The sequence below is a fragment of the Maricaulis sp. genome, assembly GCF_030149515.1.
Lineage (GTDB): Bacteria > Pseudomonadota > Alphaproteobacteria > Caulobacterales > Maricaulaceae > Maricaulis.
In genome coordinates this window covers 152,186-176,223 of the sequence record NZ_JASBRI010000022.1, presented here as the reverse complement: position 1 = coordinate 176,223, position 24,038 = coordinate 152,186, and the positions used below count along the sequence as shown (strand labels likewise).

Below are 24,038 nucleotides of genomic sequence, written 5' to 3'. Positions count from 1 at the left end.
TTGCACGGATGTCGAAGGGGGCGCTAAGTCCATGACAGACCGATAGCCTCAAGACCGGGATCCTGCAACGTGACACCGCCGTCCACCCCCCAGCCGATCGCCACCCGCAAATCCCCGCTCGCCCTGGTGCAGGCCCGCATGGTTCAGGCGGCGCTGATCGACGCCTGCGGCCTCGACCGGGAGGATGGCGAACGACTGTTCCCGATCCTGGGTCTGGTCAGCACCGGTGACAGGATCCAGGACCGCACCCTGCTGGAGGCCGGCGGAAAGGGGCTTTTCACCAAGGAGATCGATGAGGCGCAATTGTCCGGCGCGGCGAACTTTGCCGTCCATTCGATGAAGGACGTGCCGACGGTCCTGCCGGACGGCTTGCAGCTGGGCGCGATCCTGAAGCGCGAGGATCCGCGGGATATGCTGATCGCCCGTGGCGGCGAAACGCGGCTGGCCGATCTGCCCCGCGGCGCCGTCATCGGCACGGCCAGCCTGCGCCGCCAGGCGCAACTGCTTCATGCCCGGCCCGACCTGACGGTCGTGCCGCTGCGCGGCAATGTGGACACGCGTCTCGGCAAGCTTCGCTCGGGCGAGGTGCATGCCACCTTCCTGGCGCGCGCCGGCCTGAAACGGCTGGGACGCAGCGAGGCGGAGGGAGCGCCGCTGGATCCGTCGGAAATGTTGCCGGCCGCCGCCCAGGGCGCGATCGGCGTGGCCGTGCGCCAGGACGACGCGCAAGCCCGCCGTATGCTGACCGGGCTCAACCATCACGCGAGCGCGCTTGCGATCGCCGCAGAGCGTGCTTTCCTGAAAACCCTGGATGGGTCTTGCCGGACGCCGATCGCGGCTCATCTTAATAATGAATCAATGGATTTCATCGGCGAAGTTTTGACTCCTGACGGTCGGATTCGCTGGCGGGAAAAAAGTCGCATCGACATGAAAACGGCTACACTCGATGACGCGAAAGCGGCCGGACAGGCCCTCGGACAGGCAATCAGGGACGCGGCGGGCGATCGTCTGGCCCTCGCCCTGGGGACCGCATGACCGTACTCGTCACACGAGGCTGGCCCGGCGCCGAACGGACGGCGGCCGGATTGCGCCGGATGGGGATCGATCCCATCGTTTCGCCCGTTCTGGACATCAATTTCCGTGCCCGGATCGATGTCGACCTGACCGATGTGCAGGCCCTGATCTTCACCAGCGCCAATGGTGCGCGCGCCTGGGGACCGCGCCGCCCCGAGCGTGACCTGACCGTTTTCGCCGTCGGTGACAACACGGCCGATACCGCGGCCGATATCGGCTTCAAGAAGGTCCATTCGGCCCAGGGCGACGCCGAGGCGCTGGTCCGGCTGATCAAGCGCAAGGCCAGGCCCGAGAAGGGCGAACTTCTGCATATTCGCGGCATTCACGTGTCCGGCGACCTGGCCGGCGTGTTGCGTCCGGACGGTTATAAGGTGCGCGATGCGATCGGCTACGGGGCTGTGCCCGTCGATACGCTGGGCGAGGAGGCCATCGCCGCCATCGTCTCCGGTGCGCCGGTTTCCGTGCTTGTGCATTCGGCCCGGGGGGCCAAGACTTTTCTCGAGCTGCTGCGCAAATTCGGCCTGCATCACTGGCTGGGCTCGGTCTCGGTATACGGAATGTCGGACAAGGCGCTGGCTCCGCTCGAAGGTGCCGGCTTCGGCGCGCTGATTGCCGCGCCCGAACCCAATGAGGGTGCGTTGCTCGCGCTGCTGGATACAAGTTCAGAACTGGCGCGGGCGTCCAACGCGTCCTAAGCTGGGCGAAACATGCGCGAATCAGGGCCGACATGGCTGACCCGAACGACACTCTCGACCCCGAACCTGTCGATGCCGAGTTCGAGCCGGCGGACGATCCAGGCTCCGGCCAATCATCCCAGAAGTCTCGTGGTCCCGGCTGGATTTCGCTGATCCTGGCTTTCCTGCTTGCCTCGGCCGCCGGCGGCGGCCTGGGCTATACGGGGGTGCGCTATCTGGCCCCGCCGGACAATCCGGAAACCGGCGATGACAGCGCCCTTGCTGAATCGATCAGCGCTCTCCAGACGCGCCTGGCGCCCCTGGAACGCGCCGGGCCGGAGGCGGTGGACGACACCGCCCGGACCGCGCTGGACCGGCTGGATGCGCGGATCGAGGCCCTGGAAGAGGCGCCGTCCGGCCTTACCGACCTGTCGGGTCTTGAAAACCGGATTTCAGCTCTGGAAGCGGCACCGCCTGCAGGGGGCGGCGAGCCGGCCGGTCTGACGGCGTTCGAAGCCCGTATCGCGGCGCTGGAAACGGCGGTCTCGGACGTCGAGGCGCTGGCCACACAGGCGCTCGACGCGGCGCAGGCCGGGGGGCAGGCGGCCATCGATCCGCAAATCCTGCAGAACATCACCCGGCGGCTTGCCGAGCTGGAGGACGCGGGGGGCGCCGCTGCCGATTTCGAGGACCCGGCCCCGCGCATCGACGAGCTGGAAGCGGGTGTGGCGCGTCTGCAATCGGCGCTGGAGGAGACCCGCCGTCTGGCGGAGACGGCGCGTTCCAGGGCCGACAGTGCGGCCGAGACAGCTTCGGCCCGGCCTGACAATGCCCAGGTCTCGCGCCAGCTCGCGGCGCGGGCCCTGGCGCTGACGGCGCTGCGCGAGGTGGCGATGACCGGCGAGGGTTTCGAGGCCGAACGCGCAGCGCTGGCCCGCCTGTGGCGCAACAATGACGATCTTGAGGCTGTGGCGGGTGTCGCCAGGGCCGGTGTGCCCACGCTGGACCAGCTGGAAGCGAGCTATCCGGGCCGCGCCATTCGCGATGCCGCCGGACCGGGGCGGATGCTGTTCGGCCTGATCGAGGTGCGCCAGACCGAGGGCGGCGACAGCGATACCGGCCCGCTGGCCATTACCGCGCTCGCCGAAGACCGGCTGTCCGAGGACGATCTGGCCGGTGCTGTTGCGCTGACCGAACGGCTGGAAGGGGAGGCTCTGGAGGCCGCACGCGACTGGCTGATCCAGGCCCGCGCCCGTCAGGACCTCAATACCCGCCTGACCCGCCTTCGCAATGCTCTTGCCGACGATGCGGCCGCGCTGGGAGCCGATCCGTCATGATCCGTCTGATCCTCGCTGTCGCCTTTGCCGTCCTCACCGCGGCCCTGGGAGCCTTCCTGGCACTCAATCCGGGGCGCGCGACGTTCGAATTCCTGGGCACCCGCATGGAGATGCCCTTCGTGGTGGCCGCCGGCGGCACCATCCTGTTCGCCTTTCTGGTCCTGGTGGTGTGGTGGGGTGTCTACATGCTGTGGACCTCACCGGACAAGGTGAAGGCCTTTCTAACCCGCCGCCGACGCGAGCAGGGCTATGACGCGCTCGAACGGGCGCTGATCGCCTCTGCCGCCGGCGATGGCGAGGCGGCCGTCCGCCAGGCCGCCCGCGCCGATGCGCTGCTGGAACGGCCCGCCCTGTCGCGGCTGCTTGCTGCGCGTGCCGCAGAGGCGGCCGGCAATTGGGACGGCGCGGAAGCGCACTACGAGGCGCTGCTGGACGACAATCGTACCCGGCTCGTCGCCCGCCGCGGGCTCGCCCAGCTGGCGCACGACCGCGGCGATCACAACGCGACAGCGGAGCATGCCTCAGATGCGTTCCAGCAAGCACGTGGCGCGCGCTGGGCCTTCGATGCGCTGTTCGATGCCCAGGTCGCCCAGGGACGCTGGGAAGCGGCTGCTGCGACGTTGGGCGAGGGGGAGAAACGCAAGCATGTGGCACCGGATATCGCGCGCCGCCGCCGCGCCGTCCTGCTGACTGCGGCTGCGCTCGATTGCGAAAACTCGGATGCGGAACGTGCACGCGAACTGGCCCTGTCGGCCCACCGCGCCGCGCCGGGTTTCGCCCCGGCGGCGGCCTTGGCCGCGCGCCTGCTGGCGGACGCCCGGCGCCACAAGCGCGCCTCGGAGGTTCTCGAATCGGCCTGGGCTGCGACGCCGCATCCAGCCCTTGCTCAGGCCTATCGCGAGCTGCGCAAGTCCGATACCAAGGCCAAGCGGCTGGAGCGTCTCAATGCGCTCGCCGCGCTCAATCCGGATCACCGTGAAAGCCGGCTCATTCGTATCCAGGCCGCGCTGGAGGATGGTGACGCGCCGCTGGCGCGCGAGCTGCTGGGCCCGATTCTGGAGGCTGCGGAGGACCCGTCTGCGCGCCTGTGCGCCCTGGCGGCGCGTGTTGCACGCCTGGAGGGCAAGGACGAGCAGGCCCGGCGCTGGATGACCCGCGCCGCCCACGCCGCTGCGGAGGCCGACTGGACCGATATCGATCCGGATGGCCGGTTGTTTGCCTATACCGCCGACGACTGGAAGCGCATGGTCTATGTCTTCGGCGACGAAAGCCGTCTCACCCATCCGCGCTATGAGCGTTTCGAGCGTATCGCCGAAGCCGTGCCGGAAACGGCCCTTCTGGAATCCCCGCGCCCCAAACGTGCCGCAACCTCCCGCGCCGCGGCCAGCTATGCCGGTGCAACGCCGCGCATGCCCGACGATCCGGGGGTGGACGGCGAGGACGAGGATGATGGTGGAGAAGGCGGCCGCGCGGCATGAAGCGGGAAGTCTTCCTGATCGGCATTGTCGGCGGCTCGGCCTCCGGCAAGACCTGTCTCGCGCACGCCGTGGTCCGGCATTTTGCCGGACAGGGCAGCTATGTCCTGCCCGAGGACGATTACTACGTCGATGCGGGCAATATGGACGGGTTCGACCCGAACGTGTTCAATTTCGACGAGCCGGCGTCGAAGGATCACGACCTTCTTGATGCCCATCTTCGCTGCCTGAAGGGCGGCCAGCCCGTGGACGCGCCGCGTTACGACTTCACGACCCACTGCCGGCTGGCCGAGACGGTGCGCCGGATGCCGGCGCCGGTGATCGTGGTGGAGGGTCTGCATCTGCTTGCCAGCCGCGCTATCGCCGGCACGCTCGACCTCACCGTTTTCGTCGACGCCGATCGCGATACCCGCTTCCGCCGCCGTCTGGCTCGCGATGTAGCCGAACGCGGCCGCACACCGGACTTCGTCCGCCACCAGTTCGAAACGCTGGTCGAGCCCATGCACGTTGCCCACGTCGAGCCGCAGAGGGAGCGGGCGGACCTGGTGGTCGAGAATGTCGGACCTGCGGATTTCGATGCTCTCGCCAGGCCGGTCATTGCGCGGGTGGGGGCGCGATGAGCACGGCCGGAAACGAAGTGATTTTCGCGCAGATGCAGGACTTGCCCGTGGGGCGTTTCGCGGTTAGGTTCCGCCGCCTCTCGCCCAAGCAGGCGCGAGGTTCATGGCAAGCCGCTTTAGCTCAGCTGGTAGAGCAACGCATTCGTAATGCGTAGGTCGCGTGTTCGAGTCACGCAAGCGGCACCATTCTTTCCCTGGTCCGGCTCCGCCCGACCCGAGCCGATCTCGGTGTCGATGGTCACATGAAACGCGCACAAGGCTGCGGCGTTCGAACCCGATCCCGCGAGGCGCACCATCTCTCCGATCTACCGGCAACTCCTGCGGAACAGGTCCGGGCTCATGCCTCCGATGGGGCTGCGAACTATTCTTCCGTCACCATCTGCGACTGCATGTAACGCTCTTCGCCGATCTTGCCGATCAGCTCGAGCTGGGTCTCCAGGAAGTCGATATGCTCTTCCTCGCTGTCGAGGATGTCGGTGAGGAGTTTGCGGGAGACGTAGTCCTGCACCTCTTCACAATAGGCGATGGCCTCGACGTAGAAGGGGTGGGCGCGCTTCTCGAGCTTCAGATCGCACTCCAGGCATTCCTTGAGCGTCTCGCCGATATAGATCTTGGCGAGATCCTGAACGTTGGGCAGGCCCTCCAGGAAAAGGACGCGCTCGATCAGCGCGTCGGCATGCTTCATCTCGTCGATCGATTCATCGTACTCGACCTTGGCGATCTTGCCGAAACCCCAATCCTTGAACATGCGCGCATGCAGGAAATACTGGTTCACCGCAGCGAGCTCGAGCTTAAGAGCCTGGTTGAGATATTCGATGACCTTGGCGTCGCCCTTCATGGCACCTCTCCCGTTCGCAGCGTGACGGCGTCACTCTACGCAAAAGGGCGGCGGCGCCAACCGCTATCTTTGCAAGTGAAAATGGGAGTCTTTCGCGGCTATTCCGCGGCCGCAGAGATCGGGTCCGGTCCCAGCCGGCTGGCGGCGATCATGTCGGCCACGTCGGGCAGGCACCGCCCGCAGCGCGGCTTGGCATCGCAGCGCTTGAACACGCAGGGCGCGCCCTTGACCTCCGGATCGGCAGCGGCGGTCTGAAGATCTTTTTCGCGCAGGGCATTGCAGATGCAGACGAACATGGGCGGACGTGATTTCCTCGTGTGACAGGAGGATCATTCCCGCAAATGCGAATGACTGTCAACTGCATAAAACATGCATGGGGCAGGGTGAGCCGGTCAATTGCCCCGGATAATGCTGCCCAGCGGGCCCAGAACCGATCCCTCGCCCTGACCCGAGCCGGTGACAGGCACATTGGCCAGGATGCGGCCGGCCAGGCGCGAGAAGGGCATGGACTGGATCCACACTTTCCCGGGGCCGCGCAGGTGGGCGAAAAAGACGCCTTCACCGCCGAAGATCATCGACTTGATATTGCCGGCCCGCTCGATCTCGAATTCGACACTGGGTGTATAGGCGACGACACAGCCGGTATCGACGTGGATTTCCTCGCCTTCTTCCAGCTCGCGCTCGATCAGCGTGCCGCCGGCATGGATGAAGCACCAGCCCGTGCCCTCCAGGCGCTGCATGATGAAGCCTTCGCCTCCGAACAGGCCTGTCATGATGCGCTTCTGCAGGGCTATGCCGATCGAGACACCCTTGGCGGCGGCCAGGAAACTGTCCTTCTGGCAGATAAGCTCGCCGCCCATATCGGGCAGGTGAACCGGAACGATCGTGCCCGGGAAGGGCGCGGCAAAGGCCGCATGGGCCTTGCCCCGGCCATTGTGAGTGAAGACGGTCATGAACAGGCTTTCGCCGGTCAGGAGGCGCTTGCCCGCGCCCGCCAGGGCGCCCCAGACGCCGGACTGCTTCTGCGAACCGTCGCCGAACACCGCCTCCATGGCGATGCTGGGCGACTTGTACATCATCGCACCGGCCTCGGAGACCACGCTTTCGCCGGGATCCAACTCGATTTCGACATACTGGATATCTTCGCCGCCGATCTTGTAATCGATCACGTCCGCCTGGCTCATGCCCCGTCCTCCGCTCTGGATGCGCGGCAAGACTAGCCGTGACGGATCGTCAGGCAAGCGGAATTCGAAACCGGCGGATGGCGCAGGTGTCAGATCGTCTGAACGTCGGCGTTCTCGGCCGCTTCGCGGATCAGGTGAGCCAGGTGGACCGGCATGTCGCCGCACTGGGCGCGGAAGCTTTCATTCTTGTCAAGGCGGGACACGTCGTCGGGCAGATTCGAGGCATCCACCGCCATCGAACCGGAGAGGATCAGGATCGGCGTGTCGCCGGAGTGCGCACGCGTGGTCTCCAGCGTGTCCTGGGGATGAATGGAGTCAGGCAGTCGCAGGTCCAGCAGGATCAAGTCGTACTGCTGACGCTGGAGGCAACGCTTGGCGCCTTTCAGCGTCCGCGCGACTTCGAACACGATGTCCAGATCGCCGGCTTCGCAGACGGCGTGCTGAACCAGCATCGCATCAGCGAAGTCGTCTTCCACATGCAGCACTTTGAGCGCCTGATCGGACATGGATCCCTCCCAAGTCTGGCAGGTTAGGCCAGTTGCCTTACCGAACCGTTTACTTCGGCCTGAAAGTTCGATCAAAATCCGGCCGGAATGGACGCCTCATAACGCAGGCCTGCTGCCAATACGGTGTTTCGCAGCAGCATGGCAATGGTCATCGGCCCGATCCCGCCCGGCACGGGCGTGATCCAGCCGGCATGGCCGACGATCTCGTCGAAGGCGGCATCGCCCACCAGCCGTGTCTTGCCCGGGCCGCGTTCGGGCGCATCGATGCGGTTGATGCCGACATCGAGCACACACGCCCCCGGCTTGACCCAGTCGCCGCGCACCATTTCCGGCCGTCCCACGGCCGGCACCACGATATCGGCCGTGCGCACCAGGCCCGGCAGATCCTGTGTGCGCGAATGGGCGATCGTCACCGTGGCATTCCTCTCCAGGAACAACAGCGCGGCCGGCTTGCCGACCAGGATCGACCGGCCGATCACTACGACGGACTTGCCGGAGATATCGCCCATTGCCCGTTCGGCCAGCAGCACGCAGCCTGCCGGAGTGCAGGGCCGCAGGCCGGGCTTGCCCAGGACAAGGCGGCCCGCACTGGCTTCAGTCAACCCGTCCACATCCTTGTCCGGGTCGATGGCGCCGATCACGCGATTGGTGTCTATATGCCCGGGCAGGGGCATCTGGACCAGGATCCCGTCGACGCCCTCGTCGGCATTGAGACCATTGACGATCTCGATGACCTCGGCCTCGCTCGTCTCCGCCGGCTTGCGGATCTCGATCGAGCGCATGCCGGCCGCCTCGGTGCGGCGCGCCTTGTTGCGGACATAGACATCGCTGGCCGGATCGTCGCCGATCAGAACCACGGCCAGGCAGGGCGGCCGGCCGATGGACTTGGCCAGCTCGGCCGCGACTTGGCCCGCGCGGGCGTCGATTTCGGCGGAGACCGCCTTGCCGTCGATCAGTTCAGCGCTCATCCGGATATGTCTCCAACTGGGCCGATACACGCGCCAGGACGGGGCCCTCGGCCGCGATGCGCAGGGTTTTCAGGCGGGATGTTGCGCCGCGTATCACATCGATGTCGCGTTTGGGAATACCCAGCTGTTCTGCCATCAGCGCAATCAGCGCCGTATTCGCCCTGCCCTTTTCCGGCACGGCGCGAACGCGCGCCGCCAGACGGGTTTCGCCGCCGGCCGTCCGCCGCCAGCCATCCACGGCATCTTTCGCGGCATTGGGGGTGAGGCGGACCTGAAGGATCAGTGTTCCGCCGGCAGGCCGCACGGTCGTCATGCTAGAGCAGGCGCATCAATTCCTGCAGCACATACCCCTGCACAAAACCGATCAGCAGGAGCAGCACGATCGGAGAGAAATCCAGTCCGCCCAGTGGAGGCAGGATGCGGCGGATCGGCGAAAGGAGCGGTTCCGTGACAGCATTCGTCACACGCCAGACCATGGCCACAAACTGGTTGTGCATGTTCACGACGTTGAAGCTGATCAGCCAGCTCAGGATTACGCTGACCAGCACAATGATCCAGAGCAGGTTCAACAGCGGATGGACGATGTAGATGATCAGGCCGTCGATGGGGGACATGGACACGTTTCCTCGGCTGACTTTGGCGTTTCCCGCTTCTAGCCCGCACCGGCATGCATCGTCCAGAAGCGCATGCTTGACAGCGCAGCGAGAGGCTCGTACCTCACGCGTCCTCAAGGTGACGGGGCCGTAGCTCAGTTGGGAGAGCGCGTCGTTCGCAATGACGAGGTCAGGGGTTCGATTCCCCTCGGCTCCACCATTCCCTCGATCTCACGACAGTCCGCTTCGCGGACGTCTCCGATGGGGCGGGCTGACCGCCCGGCGCGCAGTCGCGCTTACGAACCCTGCGGGTTCGAAGTTACTTCGTCCGGCTCCACCATTCCCTTCAGTCACACCACAGCTGGCTGCACGTCCTAGCCAATTTCCGCCAGGATCGCTTCGGTTCGCGCCCTGGCGGCGGCCAATTGTCCGGCGGTCAGGCTGACGTCCATCGCGTCCGCCGCCTCGGCGGCGTCCGGATCCCCCATGACGGCCGCCGCGCCGTAGAGCGCGCGCGCCTCCACGGGGTCGGGATCACCGGCCACGCCATCGCTCAGTGCGTCTGCAAGGGCCAGCATGGCCAGCGTGTCACCGCCCGCCATGCCGGTGCGCCAGTGCTGCAGGGCAGCCTGGGGGTCGGTCTCGCCGCCAATACCTTCCAGGGCGGCAATGCCGAGAATGTAGTGGGCTTCCACCAGGCCCGGATCGCGGTCCAGTGCCTCACGCGCCAGGGCAATGGCACGTTGCGGATCGGCGCGCTCCGATTCCGCGAAGAAGAGAGCGTCGGCCAGCGCCAAGTGTGCCAGGGCGCCCATATCTGTATCCGCAAGCAATGTCTCCAGAATGGCGATTGCCGCAGCGGTCTCGCCCTCATAGTCGTAGAGCAGAACTTCTGCGAGGGCGTAGCCGGCCGGGGCGTCGCCGGCCTGCCAGGCGAGTTCGAAAAAGGCGCGCGCGCGATCGGGTTCGGGATCGGTACCGATGCCGTCGAGATAGATCTGGCCGAGAATGTAATTGGCCGGCGCATGGCCGGCATCGGCGGCTTCGGTCAGCCAGTAGCGGCCCGTCAGATAATCCGGCTCGCCACTCTGGGGGAAGGTGAGGTCGTAGCCATAGTCGAAGGCCGCCCGGGTGTCGCCCGCCTCGGCGGCGGCGCGCAGTGTATCGTGGGATGTCTGGGCGAGGGCCGGTCCGGCGGTCAGGCCGAGCCAGAGAGCGCATACGAGCGCACGCAGCATATCATGTCTCCCGCATGAAGATCAGGCGGGCAGTTCAGCATGCCCGGGCTGAACCCGGCATGTACATGGTGTTCAGGTCGGCTGCTATCAGGCCGCGTCGCTGGCCGGCTCTCCGGCCAGCACGGCATAGATCGCTTCCGCATCGGGCGCGGCCCGAAGGCGCTGGCGGACATCTTCACGGCGCAGAAGCCGCGAGACCCGGGCCAGGGCCTTGAGGTGCTCCGCTCCGGCATCCTCCGGCGCGATCAGCATGAAGATCAGATCCGCCGGCCGTCCATCGATCGATTCGAAATCCGCCGGGGTTCGCAGGCGCGCGAAAATACCGACAACTTCGTCGATGCCGGCGAGACGGGCGTGGGGAATGGCCACGCCCTGTCCGACACCGGTCGAGCCGAGACGTTCACGTTGCAGCACGGCATCGAAGATCGCGCGCGCCTGAAGGCCGGTCAGGCCTGCGGCGATGTCCGACATCGCCTGCAGCGCCTGTTTGCGGCTGGACGCACCCAGATCAACGGCTACCCCGCCATTCGGGATCAAATCAGCTAACGCCATTTTGCGACTACTCGCTCCTAGGCCGGCTCTGAGCGATCTGCCCGCGCCGGGTCCAGCCATCCGATATGACCGTCCGGTCGCCGGTAGACGATGTTGAGACCGCCATTCGCGGCATTGCGGAACATGAGGAAGGGCGAATCCGCCGCATCCAGTTCCAGCGATGCCATGCCGACGGTCAGGGTCCGTACTTCGCCGGGACGTTCGGCGATCACGATCGGCTCGGGCGCACCGTTGACCGGCGCGTCATTGTCATCCAGCTCGTAATCGTCGTCGAAATCGCTGTCCGGCGACCCCTGAAGGACGAGGATCGGCATGGATTCGGCCGGAAGCTCGGCCTTGTTGGCATTGTGGTGGTTCTTCAGTTTCCGCTTGTAGCGGCGGAGGCGCTTCTCCAGGCGCTCCATCGTGTTTTCAGCTGCCTTGTAGGCATCATCGGCTTCGCCGTGGGCCTGCAGCATGGCGCCCGAGGGCAAATGCAGCGAACAGTCGACACGAAAGCCGATGCCTTCGCGCGAGATCGATACATAGGCTTCGCCCGGGCGGTTGAAGTATTTGGTCACGCCGTCTTCGACACGGCCGAGAATCTGTTCCCGCAGCGCGTCACTGACGTCAATGCCCTTGTTGACCACCTGTATTTGCATGCGCTCCTTCCCGCCGGCCATACACCGGCACGTGAGGCGTTGATGTGCAGATTCCGCCTCTCCTCGGAAAGCGGGCGGAACCTAGTCGCGGGTCGTGGTCGGAGTCAATCTGTGTTCGCTCCTGCTGACCGTCGAGCCGCGACGGCGGCGGACCGGGGTCCGCCGGGGCGCTCATACAAGCGGTCCCTAGCCAGCACGTTTCAAAATTCGACGGCGCTGGACCGAGGAAGGGATGTTGAGCGCCTCCCGGTATTTGGCCACAGTCCGGCGGGCGATTTCAATCCCTTCATCGCGCAAATATTCCACCAGCTTGTCGTCCGACAGCACGTCGTCCACGGTTTCCTGTCCGATCATGCTTTTGATCCGGTAACGGACAGCCTCGGCGGAATGGGCATCGCCACCGCCCGCGGACGGAATCGACGATGTGAAAAAGTATTTCAGCTCGAACATGCCCCGCGGCGTGGCGACATACTTGTTCGAGGTGACGCGGCTGACCGTGGATTCGTGCATGCTGATCGCGTCGGCCACGGTCCTCAGGTTCAACGGGCGCAGATAGGCTACGCCGTGCGCCAGGAACATGTCCTGCTGGCGCACGATCTCGCTGGCCACCTTGAGAATGGTACGGGCACGCTGGTCCAGGCTTTTCACCAGCCAGGAGGCATTCTGTGAGCATTCGGTGATGAAGGTCTTGTCGGCTTCGGTCTTCGCCACGGCCGAAATTTCGTTGAAATAGCGGTTGTTCACCAGCACGCGCGGCAAGGTGTCCGTATTGAGTTCCACCTGCCAGGCCCCGTCGGGGGACTGGCGGATGAAAACGTCCGGTTCGACGGCCCGTGTTGTGTCGGACGTGAAGGCGTGGCCCGGTTTCGGCGTGAGGTCGCGAATCTCGGCGATCATCTCGTCGAGGTCCTCGTTGTCGACGCCGCATATCGACTTCAGGGCGGCATAGTCGTGCTTGGCCAGGCGGTCCAGATTGTCCAGGAGGGCGGCCATGGCGGGATCCAGCCGGTTCTTCTCCGTCAGCTGCAGCGCCAGGCACTCTGTCAGGTCGCGAGCCATGATCCCGGCGGGGTCGAAGCCCTGGGTCAGGGTCAGAACCTTTTCGATCCGGCCGCGTTCGACGCCCAGCTGGGCGGCTACTTCGTCGAGATCGGCGCGCATATAGCCGTCATCGTCCGCGAGATCGATCAGATGGGCGCCGATCAGCTTGTCGACCGGATCGGCCGTTGCCGTGGCGAGCTGGGCATGCAGGTGTTCCGACAGCGAGACCTCGCGCGAGGAATTGGCGATGGCGTCATAGTCCTCGCTGGCGCTGCTGCCGCCGCCGCCGGACGCGGACCATTGCCCGGCACCCTGTCCGATCGCGTCGCCGGTACCGGCGTCGAGTCCGGCCAGGTCCGATTTCGAATCGTCGCCATGGATCGCGTCGCCGTCGGCATCGAGCGAATCGGCGGCGTCGGCGGACGGGGCGGCCAGTTCCAGCTCGCGCGGTTCGCCCTCGCCCTCTTCGCGCAGCGATTCGGTGGAGGTCTCGCGCTCATCGCGTTCCAGCAGCGGGTTGCGTTCCAGTTCGCCCTCGACGAACTCGGCCAGCTCGATATTCGAGAGCTGCAACAGCTTGATGGCTTGTTGGAGCTGGGGGGTCATCACCAGGGACTGGCCCTGGCGCATGTCCAGCTTCTGCATCAATCCAGCCATGAAAACCTCTGTTTGGTACGTTTCCTGCAGAGGTTAATCAGGCAAAACTTTCTCCGAGATAAACGCGGCGCACGTCCGGGTCGGCCCGGATCTCCGACGGAGAACCTTCAAACAGAACTTCCCCTTCGTGAATGATCGTGGCTCTGTCCGTGATTTCAAGGGTTTCGCGGACGTTGTGGTCGGTAATCAGAATGCCGATCCCGCGTTCGCGCAGGAAGCGGATGAGGTCGCGAATGTCGGCAATCGCCAGCGGATCGATACCGGCAAAGGGTTCGTCCAGCAGCATGAAAGAGGGGCGAGTCGACAGCGCCCGGGCGATCTCCACCCGGCGCCGCTCGCCGCCCGACAGCGAAGGAGCCGGCGCGTCGCGCAGATGCGAAATGCGCAATTCCTCCAGCAATTGGTCGACCAGTTCCTGCCGGGCCTGACGGTCCTTCTCCACGACCTCGGCGACGGCGAGAATATTCTCCGCCACCGTCATGCCGTGAAAGATGGACTTTTCCTGCGGCAGATAGCCGATGCCCAGACGCGCGCGCTGATACATGGGCAGGCGGGTGATGTCCTCGCCGTCCAGCAGGATGCGGCCGTAATCGACTTCCACCAGACCGGTGATCATGTAGAAACAGGTAGTTTTGCCGGCCCCGTTGGGGCCCAGCAGGCCGGCCACCTCGCCCCGCTGGAGCGAGACGGATACACCTTTCACCACGGGGCGTTTGCCATAGGCCTTGCCGATCTGTTCGACGGCAAGGCCGGCGCGAGCCCGATCGGCATTCGGGGCGGCGGAGGCGGCGTGCAGCGCCATGTTGGGTTCCGGCTGTTGCATGTCAGCCGTTCGATCCTTCGGGCCCGGATTGCCCGGACGTTGCGTCATTCTCCGGCGACGGCTCTTCGTCCGTATCCGATTCGGTCTGCCCGCGGCCCGTTCCGCCGGCGGTCTGCAGGACCGCGCGCACGCGGTCGCCGGTCTCTGGTTCGCCGAAACTGGAATTGCCGGTCGTCAGATCGGTCACGAACCGGGTTGTTGTAATCACGTTCTCGCCCTGGTTGATGACGACCTCGCCGGTGAGCACGATGGTCTCGTCGGCCAGGGTATAGACCCCGCGATCGCCGCGTGCGCGCTGGGTTGGCGTGACGTAATAGACCTCTCCGGTGGCGACGATGCGGTCGATATCGCCCCAGCCGCCGGTGCTGCCGTCGCTCGATCCCTCGCCATTGTAGTAGACGTCGATCTGCTGGGCGCGGATCGACGATGTCCCCTGGATCGCATTGACATTGCCCTGCCAGATGACGCGGCGTTCGGCGTCCAGCACGTCGACGTGGTCGCCTTCGATATCGAGGGGCAGACTGGAATCGCCGATCTGCGCGAAGGCCGGTCCGGCCAGGCAGGTCAGGACAAGTCCGATGAGGATCTGGCGCATTACTCGCGTCCTTCTTCTGACGTGGCGGCGGTCCGGTCCTGGATCAGGCGCGCGCGCACATTCCCTTCGAATACAATATGATTACCGCCGTCGCGAATCTCGTAGCGGTCGGCACGGATCGTGCCCATCGGGCCGGTTCCCGCCACCGGCTCTTCGCCGGTCACCCGTTCCTCGCTCAGGAAGATGCGGGCGTGTTCGGAGGTAAAACTGTAGCCCTCATCCGTGTGCAGGTTCACATCGGAATAGAGGTCAAGAATGCGATTGGGCTGGTCGTAGCGGCCGGTGGCGGCCAGGACGCGCGACGTGCCGGTATTGAGGAAATCATAATCCAGGCGGGGACGTTCCAGGTCGGTCACGTGCGGCGAACCGCCTTCGCTGCGATAGGCCACGTCGGCCGTGATTGCATAGGGCGTCAGGTTCTCGTCGCGGCCGGTGAAGCGCGGATTGGTCATGCGCTGTTCCTCGCCGACGGGCTCGGCTTCGGTCACGCGGCCGCCCAGACTGTTCATGGCCAGCTGCACGATCAGGAGTATAACAATGGCCGCCGCCGCCGCCATGAAGGCGATCCGCAATCCCCGCACAAAGGCGGTGCGCCGGCGTGCGACATCCAGAGCCAGGGCGCGGCGCGGTTCCCAGCTTCCGTGATGGGGCGGGTGCAGGGCTTCAAGGCCGGGATTGGCGGTAAGGCTCATGGACCGATCGGAAACAGGGTGCGGTTCGCCACATGCGCGCCGCTTGGGAGACAAAGACCAGTCTTTGCGGGCAGATTCAAGGTAATCCCTGTCAGGAGTGCGCGAAAATGTCGGCTTCCGGCCAGCCCGCCAGATCGAGCTGGGCCCGTATCGGCAGGAAATCGAAACAGGCGCGCGCCATCTCCATGCGGCCCTCGCGTTCCAGCATTTCCGTCAGCTTGTCGCGCAGGGCATGCAGGTGCAGCACGTCGGAGGCGGCGTATTCCAGCTGGGCCGGGGACAGCTCGGCCGCGCCCCAGTCCGAGCTCTGCTGCTGCTTGTTCATGTCCACGCCGATCAGCTCGCGGGTCACGTCCTTGAGGCCGTGCCGGTCGGTATAGGTGCGGCAGAGTTTCGACGCGATCTTGGTGCAAAAGACCGGCGCCAGGGTGACGCCGAGATATTTCTCCACCATGGCCACGTCGAAGCGGGCGAAATGGAGAATTTTCTCGGTCTTGGGATCGGAGAGCAGCGCCTTCAGACTGGGACAGTCATAGGAGGACCGGTCCATCTGCACCACATGGGCATCGCCATCGCCGGCGGACAGCTGGACCACGCAGAGCTGGTCGCGCGTCAGCGACAGGCCCATCGTCTCGGTATCCACGGCAACCGCCGGTCCCAGATCCAGTCCGGCGGGAAGATCGCCCTTGTGATAGTGCACGGTCATTTGGCTGTCCTTACTGTGTCGTGGCGTCCTAGCGCCGGGCGGCGGCGGGTGCAATGGCGTCGAGCTTGGCGGCCAGGCTGCGCAGGTCGTCGCGGTTGAGATATTGCGGCGTCTGGGCCTCGGGTGCCGGATCGCCTGCGGCGACCGCGTCGAGGATGGCTGTGACCGCCGCACCATCGGGCGTGGCCAGCCAGGCGGCGCGCCGTTCCAGCATGGCTGCGGCCGTCTCTTCGGCCGTTTGCGGCGTCAGCGGGACGCCGAACGGCGCGCTGCCATACGGCGAGGCTGTGCGTTCCAGCAGCATGCGTTCCAGCATGGCCTGACCGATATGCGGCAGATAGTGCGAGGGTTCGTAGAAGGCGGGGTGTGCTGCTGTCTGGCCAGTGGCCGGCGCGGGCAGGGATGCGAAGGGCTGGAAGCCGGAAAAATCCCACAGCACCGCCGCGCCGCCGGGCACGCACGCGTCTGAAGCCGCCCGGTCTGCATAGCGCGCGAACACGTCCGCCAGATCCTCGCGGAAGGCGACATAATCCTCCACCCGCCCGGCGCGGACCATCGCCTCCTCCCGCCAGGCATGCAGCGGATGCACGAAACCGGTCACCTGGACGCCCTGGGCCGTCAGTGCGTTCACCACCGTCTCGAACATCGCCAGGCGTTCCGGATCGAAGCGATAACCCAGATACCAGCGGTAGATGCCGCGGATCCCGTCCTCATAGCGCTGGCGCTGGGTGCCGGCCTCGTAGGTGTCGGCCCAAGGCACACGCGGTTCGCCGCCGGTAAGATTGTCGGCAATCAGCTGCACCGAGGCGCCAAACGTGTTCGGCGACAACGAGACGCGGGCCAGTGACAGCCAGGTGCGCCCGTCGGTCAGGGCCGACAGCCAATAGGTCGCCTTGGCCTTGGAATGGGTGCCGAATTCATCGAGATCGAGCCCGATCACGACACAGTGCAGCTCCGGATTCCGGGCCGCGAGCGCCATCGCCTGGCCGAGCTCGAAAATATTCGTCCCGCGCATGCCCGCATTGTAGATCCCGCCCGGCCAGCCGGCGGGATCGTGGGGAAAGCCGTCGACCGTTCGTGAGGATCCCAATAGGATCGACCCATCGCCGCCGCGGGCCAGCCGGTCGGCAACGTGCACCCGTCCGCCATCGTCCAGAAGCCGCGTATCACGCTCGGTCAGACCGGGAATGCCGGGCGCTCCGGTCACCCCGAACGGATCGACGAGCGCATTGAAACCTGCGAACAGGGCGAGGCCGGCAATCAGGGCGATCAGCAATGTCGAGGCGTAGCGGGCCATGCCGGATCCCTAGAAGGTGTAGTAAATGAATTCGGACGTCTTCCAGGCGTTCAGCACCGACAGGAAGAGCAGGGCGGCCGCGGCGATTGCCGTGCCGCGCGAGAAGCGCCAGCGCAGGCCGGGTCTCGGCCGGATCTGGGCGTCGTTGAGCGTTTGTTCGTCGATCACCTCGGAAAAGGCCTCCGGCGTATCCGGCAGCGACCAGACCAGGATCAGGCCGAAGACCACCCAGGCCAAGGCTTCGCTGGACACACCCTCCAGGCCCAGCCCGGCAAATCCGGACATGCCGGTCAGGACGCGGCCGGCGCCGGCAAAACTCTCGGCCCGGAAAAAGACCCAGGCGACGGTGGTGAAGGCAAAGGTCAGGCCCACCGCAATCACCTTGCGCCGCCCGTCGAACCAGCCTTTCGGTCCCCACTTTTCCCAGAAGTGGTTTACCGTCAGACCCAGCCCGTGCAGCCCGCCCCAGATCACGAAGGTCCAGGCCGCGCCGTGCCAGAGCCCGCCCAGCAGCATGGTGGCGAACAGGTTCACATAGCGCCGGATCTCGCCTTTCCGGTTCCCGCCCAGGGCGATGTAGAGATGGTCACGCAGGAAATGGCTCAGCGTGATGTGCCAGCGCCGCCAGAATTCCACGACCGAGGCCGACTTGTAGGGCCCGTTGAAATTCACCGGCAGACGGAAGCCCAGACACCGGGCCAGACCCAGCGCCATGTCCGAATAGCCGGAAAAATCGAAGAAGATCTGCAATGCATAGGCCGTCGCGCCGACCCAGGCTGCGACAAGGCCCGGCGTGTCGCCGCGCTCGGCCATGGCGAAGAGGGACGAGGCGTAGGGCTCGATGCTTTCCGCGATCAAGACCTTCTTGCCCAGGCCGACTGCGAAGATCGACAGGCCGACGCCCAGATTGTCCCACAAATCGTCCTTGCGCTTTGTGTCATTGAACTGCGAGGCGATCTGGTGGTGCTGGATCAGCGGGCCGGCGACGATGTGCGGGAAGAAGCTGACGAACAGGGCATGCGCGAAGAAGTGGCCCGGATTCGTTTTCCGGCGGGCGACATCGACCAGATAGGAGATTTGCTGGAAGGAGAAGAAGGAGATCGCCAGCGGCAGGCCCAGCCCGAGTTCCGGCAGGTCCAGCCCTGTCAGCGCATTAATATTGCTCGCCAGGAAATCGGCATATTTGAAGAAGCCCAACAGGGACAGGTTGAAGATGATGCCGACTGCCAGCAGCGGCTGATTGCCCCAGCGCCGCATCAGCCGCGCCACCACGTGGTTCGTGATCACCGACCCCAGCAGCAGGAGGACATGGCGAACGAACCAGAGTGTCCGGACGAGGCTCTCGACATTCCAGCCGGTCAGTTCGTGCCAGGGCGCGCGCGACACGTCCCACCAGGCGTAGAAGAAGAAGCTGGCCCCGGCGAGCAGGCTCAGCGCGGTCCAGTGACCGAGATGACGCCGTGCCAGATAGTAGGCGAGCAGCACGCCGGGCAGAAAAAGAAACAGGAATTCGAAGGAATTGAAGATCATGCCCGGCCCCGCAAGACTGCAGGACGCTAGCCGCCCCGCCTCTCAGCGGCAAGGCGGGCCTGCACGCGGTCTTCGGCCTGTCGCCGCGGTGGGGATATCCGGACGCGTTTTGTGACAAACTGGTGTCACAAAGCGGTAATTAATGCGGTATTAACAACGTAAAATCTCGAAACATTGGGAAAAGGCCGTTGAAAAACTAATGCATGAAGCCTGTTGCGCGAAATCCCGAAACGTCCGTGTACTGACTTTACAACCGGCTTCAGGTTTGTAACATTGGTGTCATACAACGTTCCGCTTCAGTTTCTCGCAGGAGGAGAAGTCATGAAAAAACATACCATGATGATCGCTGCTTCCCTCGCTGGCGCTCTCGCCCTCGTCGGACAGTCCACCGCCCAGACGCCTCGCGGCAGCGATGCGTTTGTGCTCGAAATGCTCGGCCAGCGCGGCTGGGAGGTCTCGTGCCGCCTCACCCAGGACGATGGCGATGTCATCGAAAGCCGTGAACGCGGCCGCGGCCTGCACGACAATGGCCGTTTCGCCATCGGCGACGTGACCGGCGGCCTGTGCTCCTACAATGTCCCGGACCAGGGCGAGCTTCGCCTGACCATGACGGTCGAGCACACGGGCTTCAATTGCCCCTTCGCCATCACCGAGGCCGGATTCTGCCGCGCCTATCTCCGGCCTGGCCAGAGCGGCAGCTTCCAGATCACCCGCACGAGCCCGGCCGTGACCGGTTCGTAGGAACCGGCAGGACCCCCAACCTGTACGAAGCACATACAGGTAACCCGACGCCCGGCAGGCCCGACACCTGCCGCGCGTCGCTTTTTGCGCAATGCAGGGACGCTCGCCTTCAGAGGCGAGGGGCGGGCTCGGAATCGAGGGGGAATGGTGCCCAGGAGAAGACTCGAACTTCCACGGCCTTGCGGCCACTGGCACCTGAAGCCAGCGCGTCTACCAATTCCGCCACCTGGGCAGGTGTGGAGGCGCGCTAGGTAAAGCCGGTCCGGGTTTGTGTCAACGGGCGCGTTGCACGCGGGGCTGTATTATTCATTCCCGTGTGCCCGGCGGGCGCGAGGCGCAATGCCTCATGGACAGGCGTGCGGTTTTTTGGTCTATCCGGGCGCGGATCGAGAATTCCCGAGGGAAGACCATGCTGCGAGACGAAATCATCACCGTGTTCGGCGGATCCGGCTTTGTCGGCCGCCATGTCGTCCGGGCCCTGGCGAAAGCCGGCTATCGCGTTCGTGTCGCCTCGCGCCGGCCGCATATCGCACAGGATCTGCGGGTGATGGGCGTGGTCGGCCAGGTTCAGCTTGTGCAGGCCAATCTGCGCGTGCCGGCTTCGGTGGAACGGGCACTTGACGGTGCCAGCGGTGTGGTCAACCTGGTCGGTGTGCTCAATGAGAGCGGCCGCCAGACCTTCACTCGCCTGCATGCCCAGGGCGCCAGGACGGTGGCCGAGGCCGCCGCCGCGGCGGGGGTTTCGAAATTCGTTCACATCTCCGCTATCGGTGCGGATGCCGGCAGCCCCTCGCGTTATGCTCGCACCAAGGCGGAAGGCGAGGCGTTCGTGCGCGACGCCCTGCCCAGTGCCACCGTGCTGCGGCCTTCCATCGTGTTCGGTACGGATGACGGCTTTTTCAACATGTTTGCCGGCATGGCCCGCTGGGTGCCGGCCCTGCCCCTGTTCGGCGGCGGCAAGACACGCTTCCAGCCGGTTTTCGCAGGCGATGTTGCCGAAGCGGTGCTGGCGGCCTTCGAGCGCGAGGACACGGCGGGGCAGACCTACGAGCTGGGCGGGCCGGGCATCTACACCTTCGCCGATCTGATGCGCTTCATCCTGCGCGAGATCGACAGGCCGCGCCTGCTTCTGCCGGTGCCGTGGGCGATCGGGTCGGTGATCGCCATGCTGTCGGAAATGGCGGCCGCGCTGCCCTTCGTGCAACCGGTCATCACCCGCGACCAGCTGATCCAGCTCAGGCGCGACAATGTCGTGGCCGAAGATGCCCGGACGCTGGCCGATCTGGGCGTGGAAGCCGAGACGGTCGAATCCATCGTGCCGTCATACCTGGTACGCTATCGCCGCTACGGCCAGTTCCACGAACGCCACGCCGACTAGGGTTCAGGCAGCGGCGGGTTTGCGGACCGCCCGGTAAAGCGCGACCGGAATCCAGCCTGCAGCGAGCACGGCAAGGCCGCCCAGACCCAGCAATCCGTTCCAGGGCCAGCCCGGCTCTGGCAGGAACAGGATCGCCACGCCGGCCACGGCGTTCAGCGAGCCGTGGAAGGCGCCCGCCGCATAGACGCCGCCGCCGCGTTCGCGCAGCAGGGCAAGATAGGGTGTCAGGAGTATGGTGAGGGCTGTCATGGCGGCGACGCCGGTCCAGCCCAGACCCGGATAATTATAGCCCATCAGGATGATCGGGGCGTGCCACACGCCCCAGATAACCCCGCTGACAATAGCCGCCGGCCAGAAGCCGAGCGGTGCGAGGCGCGGTTGCAGCCAGCCGCGCCATCCCAATTCCTCGCTGATCGTCAGAAGAATGGTGTTGACCAGGATGCCCACAGGCAGGCCGATCGCCAGCTGTATCGTCAACAGGGTTTGCGCCGGCATGGGCAATTCCTGGCCCGCCGCCTCGACGCTCCGGGCCAGTGCGGCTGCGGCATTGGCCGGCTCGGCCCCGGTGAGGGCCAGGGTAAGAAGGCTCGCCAGTGCGGCAAGCACGACCGGCAGAAGCCAACCCCAGATCAGCCAGACAATCACGGGCCCGGTCCGTCCCGGTCTGAAGCCCAGGGCGGAAAACACGCGTCCGCGGTCGAAGATCAGGGCAGCGGCCAGTGCACCGAGGGCCGGGCCGAACATGAAGGCCGTCAGGTAGAGGCCGGCCAGGGGACCGGCGTCTGCGAGCCCGCCCTGATTGTGCAGCCAGGCGGCAATGGCCCAGCTGAAGCCGAAAGCGACGAGCAGAAACAGTCCGATGGCGCGCATGGCATCCCTCCTTGGTGGCCGACTTGTATTCAGACCTCGAGCACAAGCAGCACGACAAGGCCCCCGCCCAGGGCGAGACGGTAGAGCACGAAGGGCAGGAAGCCGACCCGGTCGACCAGTTTCATCAGGGCTGCAATCGCCAGCCAGGCGGCGAGGAAGGACAGGCCCGCCACGACCAGCCCGTCGGTCAGCCCGGCCCCGCCGGCAGAACCACTGCGCGCCAGCTGGATACCTGACACCAGACCGAAGGCAGCGATGACCGGGATCGCCATCAGCATGGAAAAGCGCGCGCTTTCCGAGCGCTTCAGGCCCAGGGCGCGGCCGGCCGTCATCGTCACGCCCGAGCGCGAGGCGCCTGGAACAAGGGCGAACAGCTGGGCGACACCGATCAGCGCCGCATCGCGGTAGCTGAGCGTCTCGGTCGTCTTTACCTGCGGTCCGTACTTGTCGGCCAGCCAGAGCGGCAGGGCAAAGACGAGGGTCGAGGCGGCTATCACCGCCGGCGAGCGCAGGACGCCGGCGAGGTCGAAGACGTAGAGCCCGCCCGCCACGATGAAGACCGGTGGCATGGAGATCGCAACCAGCAGGGCAAGGCGGCCGCCGGGCGTGACTTTTCCGGTCAGCAGCGCCAGCTTGCCCGTCGTCACCTCGGCAATATCGCGATGGAAATAGACCAGCACCGCCACCAGCGAGCCGGCATGAGCCATCACATCGATCAGCGGACCCTGGTCGGTCACGCCCAGCACGCCGGGGGCCAGGATGAGGTGGGCCGAGGAGGAGATCGGCAAAAACTCGGTTATGCCCTGGACGAGGGCGAGAACAACGAGATGAATGAGTGACATGGCGCTCTTTTCCCCGGCACTGTGGACGGCATACTCGGCCAGTTCCTCCAGCTTGGCCAGCGTGTAAGGAAGGAGCGGCGTATCGATCCCGGGACGGTGCCAGCCCGGTTGCGGGCGCGCAATTGACGTCGCAGGCCGCGGCGCCCTAAAGCCTCGTCCGGAGGACACGACAGCCATGCCCCACGATCACGCAGCTTCATCCGGCGGTCCCGGCCGCCTCGCCCCGAAGGAGGCGCTGAGCCATACCGGCCAGGCGACCGCGGCATCCGTGGCGGTGGCGGTGATCCTCACCCTCACCAAGGCCGTGGTCTGGTGGATGTCCGGATCGGTGGCGCTGCTGGCCTCGGCGGCTGACAGCCTGCTGGACCTGACCGCTTCGCTGACCGTCTATTTCTCGGTCCGCTATGCCGCCGTGCCGGCCGATGCCGAACACCGGTTCGGACATGGCAAGGCCGAAGCCTTTGCAGGCATCTTCCAGGCCATCCTGGTGGCAGCCTCGGCCGCCTTGCTGTTGCGCGAAGGCATTTCCCACATCATCACTCCCGTCGCCATCCGGGCATCCGGCTGGGCATTGGGCGTGATGGGGCTGTCGATCGCGCTGACGCTGGGGCTGATCTGGATCCAGACGCGGGCGCTGGACAAGACAGGTTCTGTCGCGGTGGAAGGCGACAGGGCTCACTACCTGTCCGACCTGGCCTCGAACCTGGCCGTTATTGCCGGCATCGCCGGCGCCACGTTTCTCGGCTTGCCCTGGCTGGACGCGGCGGCGGCGCTGGCCGTGGCGGCCTGGCTGGGCTGGACTGCCTGGGAGGTGGCGCGGGGTGCCGGCGACCAGTTGATGGACCGCGAACTGCCCGACGAGGAGCGTGCCCGCATCCAGGCGATCGCCGAGGACGATCCGCGCATCATCAATGTGCACCAGTTGCGCACCCGCGCGGCCGGCCCGCTCCTGCACATCCAGTTCCACATGGCGCTGCCGCCGGAGATCAGCCTGCGCGAGGCGCATGCCATCCTGGTCGATTGCGAGAACCGGATCATGACGGCCTATCCGGCCGCCGACATCATCATCCACGCCGATCCCCATGGTGCGGCCGAGCCGCACGGGGCGGAGTTCTTCCGTCCGGAGGGCGAGAGCGATGCCCCTTAGTCCCGGCGCAAAAACAGGT

At 65.6% G+C, this 24,038-nt stretch carries 27 protein-coding genes and 3 tRNA genes; 10 read left to right on the top strand and 20 right to left on the bottom strand.

The window, feature by feature from the left end; genetic code table 11:
• Positions 1 to 69 precede the first annotated feature (69 nt).
• From hemC to Q1U94_RS09670, 6 genes are all read left to right on the top strand, one after another.
• Positions 70 to 1,035: a hydroxymethylbilane synthase gene (hemC, locus tag Q1U94_RS09695; protein WP_300543873.1), complete on the top strand. Its 966-nt coding sequence runs from the start codon at positions 70 to 72 to the stop codon at positions 1,033 to 1,035.
• Entirely contained in the window at positions 1,032 to 1,769 is a 738-nt protein-coding gene (locus Q1U94_RS09690) for a uroporphyrinogen-III synthase (protein WP_300543870.1), read from the top strand. The genes hemC and Q1U94_RS09690 overlap by 4 nt, the downstream gene beginning before the upstream one ends.
• Positions 1,770 to 1,801: 32 nt before the next feature.
• Complete coding sequence (locus tag Q1U94_RS09685; protein ID WP_300543868.1) at positions 1,802 to 3,085, top strand: hypothetical protein; 1,284 nt, start codon at positions 1,802 to 1,804, stop codon at positions 3,083 to 3,085.
• The gene (locus Q1U94_RS09680) at positions 3,082 to 4,563 is read left to right on the top strand and encodes a heme biosynthesis HemY N-terminal domain-containing protein (RefSeq protein ID WP_300543865.1); all 1,482 of its coding nucleotides are present in this window, start codon (positions 3,082 to 3,084) and stop codon (positions 4,561 to 4,563) included. The genes Q1U94_RS09685 and Q1U94_RS09680 overlap by 4 nt, the downstream gene beginning before the upstream one ends.
• Positions 4,560 to 5,180: a uridine kinase gene (udk, locus tag Q1U94_RS09675; RefSeq protein WP_300543862.1), complete on the top strand. Its 621-nt coding sequence runs from the start codon at positions 4,560 to 4,562 to the stop codon at positions 5,178 to 5,180. Before Q1U94_RS09680 ends, udk begins: the two co-directional genes overlap by 4 nt.
• 110 nt (positions 5,181 to 5,290) lie before the next feature.
• Positions 5,291 to 5,366, top strand: a tRNA-Thr gene (locus Q1U94_RS09670).
• 175 nt (positions 5,367 to 5,541) lie between these two features.
• Here the strand turns inward: Q1U94_RS09670 and bfr are convergent.
• The 7 genes from bfr to Q1U94_RS09635 all read right to left on the bottom strand — a co-directional run bounded on the left by bfr (position 5,542) and on the right by Q1U94_RS09635 (position 9,290).
• On the bottom strand, positions 5,542 to 6,018 hold the full coding sequence (gene bfr, locus Q1U94_RS09665) for a bacterioferritin (RefSeq protein WP_300543860.1): 477 nt from the start codon (positions 6,016 to 6,018) through the stop codon (positions 5,542 to 5,544).
• 98 nt (positions 6,019 to 6,116) lie between these two features.
• Entirely contained in the window at positions 6,117 to 6,314 is a 198-nt protein-coding gene (locus tag Q1U94_RS09660; RefSeq protein WP_300543858.1) for a (2Fe-2S)-binding protein, read from the bottom strand.
• A gap of 96 nt (positions 6,315 to 6,410) precedes the next feature.
• Positions 6,411 to 7,202 carry a TIGR00266 family protein gene (locus Q1U94_RS09655; RefSeq protein ID WP_300543856.1) on the bottom strand — a complete coding sequence of 264 codons (792 nt, stop codon included), beginning with the start codon at positions 7,200 to 7,202 and terminating at the stop codon, positions 6,411 to 6,413.
• Between the two features lie 89 nt (positions 7,203 to 7,291).
• Positions 7,292 to 7,708 carry a response regulator gene (locus Q1U94_RS09650; RefSeq protein ID WP_300543854.1) on the bottom strand — a complete coding sequence of 139 codons (417 nt, stop codon included), beginning with the start codon at positions 7,706 to 7,708 and terminating at the stop codon, positions 7,292 to 7,294.
• A 71-nt stretch (positions 7,709 to 7,779) separates the two neighbouring features.
• Positions 7,780 to 8,676 (bottom strand): bifunctional methylenetetrahydrofolate dehydrogenase/methenyltetrahydrofolate cyclohydrolase FolD, encoded by an 897-nt coding sequence (folD, locus tag Q1U94_RS09645; RefSeq protein ID WP_300543851.1) that lies wholly within the window; start codon positions 8,674 to 8,676, stop codon positions 7,780 to 7,782.
• Positions 8,666 to 8,989, bottom strand: coding sequence for a DUF167 family protein (locus tag Q1U94_RS09640; RefSeq protein WP_300543849.1), 324 nt, complete (start codon positions 8,987 to 8,989; stop codon positions 8,666 to 8,668). The genes folD and Q1U94_RS09640 overlap by 11 nt, the downstream gene beginning before the upstream one ends.
• 1 nt (position 8,990) lies before the next feature.
• Positions 8,991 to 9,290 (bottom strand): YggT family protein, encoded by a 300-nt coding sequence (locus tag Q1U94_RS09635; protein WP_300543847.1) that lies wholly within the window; start codon positions 9,288 to 9,290, stop codon positions 8,991 to 8,993.
• A 123-nt stretch (positions 9,291 to 9,413) separates the two neighbouring features.
• On the opposite strand from Q1U94_RS09635, the gene Q1U94_RS09630 reads away from it, so the two are divergent.
• Positions 9,414 to 9,489: transfer RNA gene (locus tag Q1U94_RS09630), tRNA-Ala, on the top strand.
• Between the two features lie 154 nt (positions 9,490 to 9,643).
• Here the strand turns inward: Q1U94_RS09630 and Q1U94_RS09625 are convergent.
• The 10 genes from Q1U94_RS09625 to Q1U94_RS09580 form a co-directional block, all read right to left on the bottom strand.
• Entirely contained in the window at positions 9,644 to 10,507 is an 864-nt protein-coding gene (locus tag Q1U94_RS09625) for a hypothetical protein (protein WP_300543845.1), read from the bottom strand.
• 87 nt (positions 10,508 to 10,594) lie between these two features.
• A complete protein-coding gene (gene ptsN / locus Q1U94_RS09620) occupies positions 10,595 to 11,059 on the bottom strand; it encodes a PTS IIA-like nitrogen regulatory protein PtsN (RefSeq protein WP_300543843.1) in 465 nt (154 codons plus the stop codon).
• Between the two features lie 17 nt (positions 11,060 to 11,076).
• Entirely contained in the window at positions 11,077 to 11,700 is a 624-nt protein-coding gene (raiA, locus tag Q1U94_RS09615) for a ribosome-associated translation inhibitor RaiA (protein WP_300543840.1), read from the bottom strand.
• 186 nt (positions 11,701 to 11,886) lie between these two features.
• Positions 11,887 to 13,398 carry an RNA polymerase factor sigma-54 gene (gene rpoN / locus Q1U94_RS09610; protein WP_300543837.1) on the bottom strand — a complete coding sequence of 504 codons (1,512 nt, stop codon included), beginning with the start codon at positions 13,396 to 13,398 and terminating at the stop codon, positions 11,887 to 11,889.
• A gap of 37 nt (positions 13,399 to 13,435) precedes the next feature.
• Complete coding sequence (gene lptB / locus Q1U94_RS09605; protein WP_300544262.1) at positions 13,436 to 14,200, bottom strand: LPS export ABC transporter ATP-binding protein; 765 nt, start codon at positions 14,198 to 14,200, stop codon at positions 13,436 to 13,438.
• Positions 14,201 to 14,222: 22 nt separating this feature from the next.
• A complete protein-coding gene (locus tag Q1U94_RS09600; protein ID WP_300543834.1) occupies positions 14,223 to 14,816 on the bottom strand; it encodes an LptA/OstA family protein in 594 nt (197 codons plus the stop codon).
• Entirely contained in the window at positions 14,816 to 15,508 is a 693-nt protein-coding gene (gene lptC, locus Q1U94_RS09595) for an LPS export ABC transporter periplasmic protein LptC (protein ID WP_300543831.1), read from the bottom strand. The genes Q1U94_RS09600 and lptC overlap by 1 nt, the downstream gene beginning before the upstream one ends.
• 91 nt (positions 15,509 to 15,599) lie before the next feature.
• Positions 15,600 to 16,214 (bottom strand): ribonuclease D, encoded by a 615-nt coding sequence (locus tag Q1U94_RS09590; RefSeq protein WP_300543828.1) that lies wholly within the window; start codon positions 16,212 to 16,214, stop codon positions 15,600 to 15,602.
• Positions 16,215 to 16,242: 28 nt separating this feature from the next.
• Positions 16,243 to 17,511, bottom strand: coding sequence for a hypothetical protein (locus Q1U94_RS09585; RefSeq protein ID WP_300543825.1), 1,269 nt, complete (start codon positions 17,509 to 17,511; stop codon positions 16,243 to 16,245).
• 9 nt (positions 17,512 to 17,520) lie between these two features.
• Positions 17,521 to 19,041 carry an MBOAT family O-acyltransferase gene (locus tag Q1U94_RS09580; protein ID WP_300543822.1) on the bottom strand — a complete coding sequence of 507 codons (1,521 nt, stop codon included), beginning with the start codon at positions 19,039 to 19,041 and terminating at the stop codon, positions 17,521 to 17,523.
• Between the two features lie 321 nt (positions 19,042 to 19,362).
• Between Q1U94_RS09580 and Q1U94_RS09575 the strand changes: the two genes are divergently transcribed.
• Positions 19,363 to 19,782, top strand: coding sequence for a hypothetical protein (locus Q1U94_RS09575; RefSeq protein ID WP_300543820.1), 420 nt, complete (start codon positions 19,363 to 19,365; stop codon positions 19,780 to 19,782).
• Between the two features lie 145 nt (positions 19,783 to 19,927).
• On the opposite strand, the gene Q1U94_RS09570 is transcribed toward Q1U94_RS09575, so the two are convergent.
• Positions 19,928 to 20,014: transfer RNA gene (locus Q1U94_RS09570), tRNA-Leu, on the bottom strand.
• Between the two features lie 177 nt (positions 20,015 to 20,191).
• Between Q1U94_RS09570 and Q1U94_RS09565 the strand changes: the two genes are divergently transcribed.
• Positions 20,192 to 21,160, top strand: a complete 969-nt coding sequence (locus tag Q1U94_RS09565) for a complex I NDUFA9 subunit family protein (protein WP_300543818.1) — start codon at positions 20,192 to 20,194, stop codon at positions 21,158 to 21,160.
• Between the two features lie 3 nt (positions 21,161 to 21,163).
• On the opposite strand, the gene Q1U94_RS09560 is transcribed toward Q1U94_RS09565, so the two are convergent.
• Together Q1U94_RS09560 and Q1U94_RS09555 are read right to left on the bottom strand one after the other, a co-directional pair.
• Positions 21,164 to 22,030: a CPBP family intramembrane glutamic endopeptidase gene (locus Q1U94_RS09560; protein ID WP_300543816.1), complete on the bottom strand. Its 867-nt coding sequence runs from the start codon at positions 22,028 to 22,030 to the stop codon at positions 21,164 to 21,166.
• 29 nt (positions 22,031 to 22,059) lie between these two features.
• Complete coding sequence (locus Q1U94_RS09555; RefSeq protein ID WP_300543814.1) at positions 22,060 to 22,872, bottom strand: undecaprenyl-diphosphate phosphatase; 813 nt, start codon at positions 22,870 to 22,872, stop codon at positions 22,060 to 22,062.
• Positions 22,873 to 23,047: 175 nt separating this feature from the next.
• Between Q1U94_RS09555 and Q1U94_RS09550 the strand changes: the two genes are divergently transcribed.
• Positions 23,048 to 24,019, top strand: a complete 972-nt coding sequence (locus tag Q1U94_RS09550; protein ID WP_300543811.1) for a cation diffusion facilitator family transporter — start codon at positions 23,048 to 23,050, stop codon at positions 24,017 to 24,019.
• Positions 24,020 to 24,038: the final 19 nt, after the last annotated feature.

What these genes read in the sequence shown, in the direction of transcription:
- Q1U94_RS09690 (WP_300543870.1), top strand. Translation starts at nt 1,032, where the DNA reads ATGACCGTACTCGTCACACGAGGCTGGCCCGGCGCCGAACGGACGGCG.
- Q1U94_RS09685 (WP_300543868.1), top strand. Translation starts at nt 1,802, where the DNA reads ATGGCTGACCCGAACGACACTCTCGACCCCGAACCTGTCGATGCCGAG.
- Q1U94_RS09680 (WP_300543865.1), top strand. Translation starts at nt 3,082, where the DNA reads ATGATCCGTCTGATCCTCGCTGTCGCCTTTGCCGTCCTCACCGCGGCC.
- udk (WP_300543862.1), top strand. Translation starts at nt 4,560, where the DNA reads ATGAAGCGGGAAGTCTTCCTGATCGGCATTGTCGGCGGCTCGGCCTCC.
- bfr (WP_300543860.1), bottom strand. Translation starts at nt 6,018, where the DNA reads ATGAAGGGCGACGCCAAGGTCATCGAATATCTCAACCAGGCTCTTAAG.
- Q1U94_RS09660 (WP_300543858.1), bottom strand. Translation starts at nt 6,314, where the DNA reads ATGTTCGTCTGCATCTGCAATGCCCTGCGCGAAAAAGATCTTCAGACC.
- Q1U94_RS09655 (WP_300543856.1), bottom strand. Translation starts at nt 7,202, where the DNA reads ATGAGCCAGGCGGACGTGATCGATTACAAGATCGGCGGCGAAGATATC.
- Q1U94_RS09650 (WP_300543854.1), bottom strand. Translation starts at nt 7,708, where the DNA reads ATGTCCGATCAGGCGCTCAAAGTGCTGCATGTGGAAGACGACTTCGCT.
- folD (WP_300543851.1), bottom strand. Translation starts at nt 8,676, where the DNA reads ATGAGCGCTGAACTGATCGACGGCAAGGCGGTCTCCGCCGAAATCGAC.
- Q1U94_RS09640 (WP_300543849.1), bottom strand. Translation starts at nt 8,989, where the DNA reads ATGACGACCGTGCGGCCTGCCGGCGGAACACTGATCCTTCAGGTCCGC.
- Q1U94_RS09635 (WP_300543847.1), bottom strand. Translation starts at nt 9,290, where the DNA reads ATGTCCCCCATCGACGGCCTGATCATCTACATCGTCCATCCGCTGTTG.
- Q1U94_RS09625 (WP_300543845.1), bottom strand. Translation starts at nt 10,507, where the DNA reads ATGCTGCGTGCGCTCGTATGCGCTCTCTGGCTCGGCCTGACCGCCGGA.
- ptsN (WP_300543843.1), bottom strand. Translation starts at nt 11,059, where the DNA reads ATGGCGTTAGCTGATTTGATCCCGAATGGCGGGGTAGCCGTTGATCTG.
- raiA (WP_300543840.1), bottom strand. Translation starts at nt 11,700, where the DNA reads ATGCAAATACAGGTGGTCAACAAGGGCATTGACGTCAGTGACGCGCTG.
- rpoN (WP_300543837.1), bottom strand. Translation starts at nt 13,398, where the DNA reads ATGGCTGGATTGATGCAGAAGCTGGACATGCGCCAGGGCCAGTCCCTG.
- lptB (WP_300544262.1), bottom strand. Translation starts at nt 14,200, where the DNA reads ATGGCGCTGCACGCCGCCTCCGCCGCCCCGAATGCCGATCGGGCTCGC.
- Q1U94_RS09600 (WP_300543834.1), bottom strand. Translation starts at nt 14,816, where the DNA reads ATGCGCCAGATCCTCATCGGACTTGTCCTGACCTGCCTGGCCGGACCG.
- lptC (WP_300543831.1), bottom strand. Translation starts at nt 15,508, where the DNA reads ATGAGCCTTACCGCCAATCCCGGCCTTGAAGCCCTGCACCCGCCCCAT.
- Q1U94_RS09590 (WP_300543828.1), bottom strand. Translation starts at nt 16,214, where the DNA reads ATGACCGTGCACTATCACAAGGGCGATCTTCCCGCCGGACTGGATCTG.
- Q1U94_RS09585 (WP_300543825.1), bottom strand. Translation starts at nt 17,511, where the DNA reads ATGGCCCGCTACGCCTCGACATTGCTGATCGCCCTGATTGCCGGCCTC.
- Q1U94_RS09580 (WP_300543822.1), bottom strand. Translation starts at nt 19,041, where the DNA reads ATGATCTTCAATTCCTTCGAATTCCTGTTTCTTTTTCTGCCCGGCGTG.
- Q1U94_RS09575 (WP_300543820.1), top strand. Translation starts at nt 19,363, where the DNA reads ATGAAAAAACATACCATGATGATCGCTGCTTCCCTCGCTGGCGCTCTC.
- Q1U94_RS09565 (WP_300543818.1), top strand. Translation starts at nt 20,192, where the DNA reads ATGCTGCGAGACGAAATCATCACCGTGTTCGGCGGATCCGGCTTTGTC.
- Q1U94_RS09560 (WP_300543816.1), bottom strand. Translation starts at nt 22,030, where the DNA reads ATGCGCGCCATCGGACTGTTTCTGCTCGTCGCTTTCGGCTTCAGCTGG.
- Q1U94_RS09555 (WP_300543814.1), bottom strand. Translation starts at nt 22,872, where the DNA reads ATGTCACTCATTCATCTCGTTGTTCTCGCCCTCGTCCAGGGCATAACC.
- Q1U94_RS09550 (WP_300543811.1), top strand. Translation starts at nt 23,048, where the DNA reads ATGCCCCACGATCACGCAGCTTCATCCGGCGGTCCCGGCCGCCTCGCC.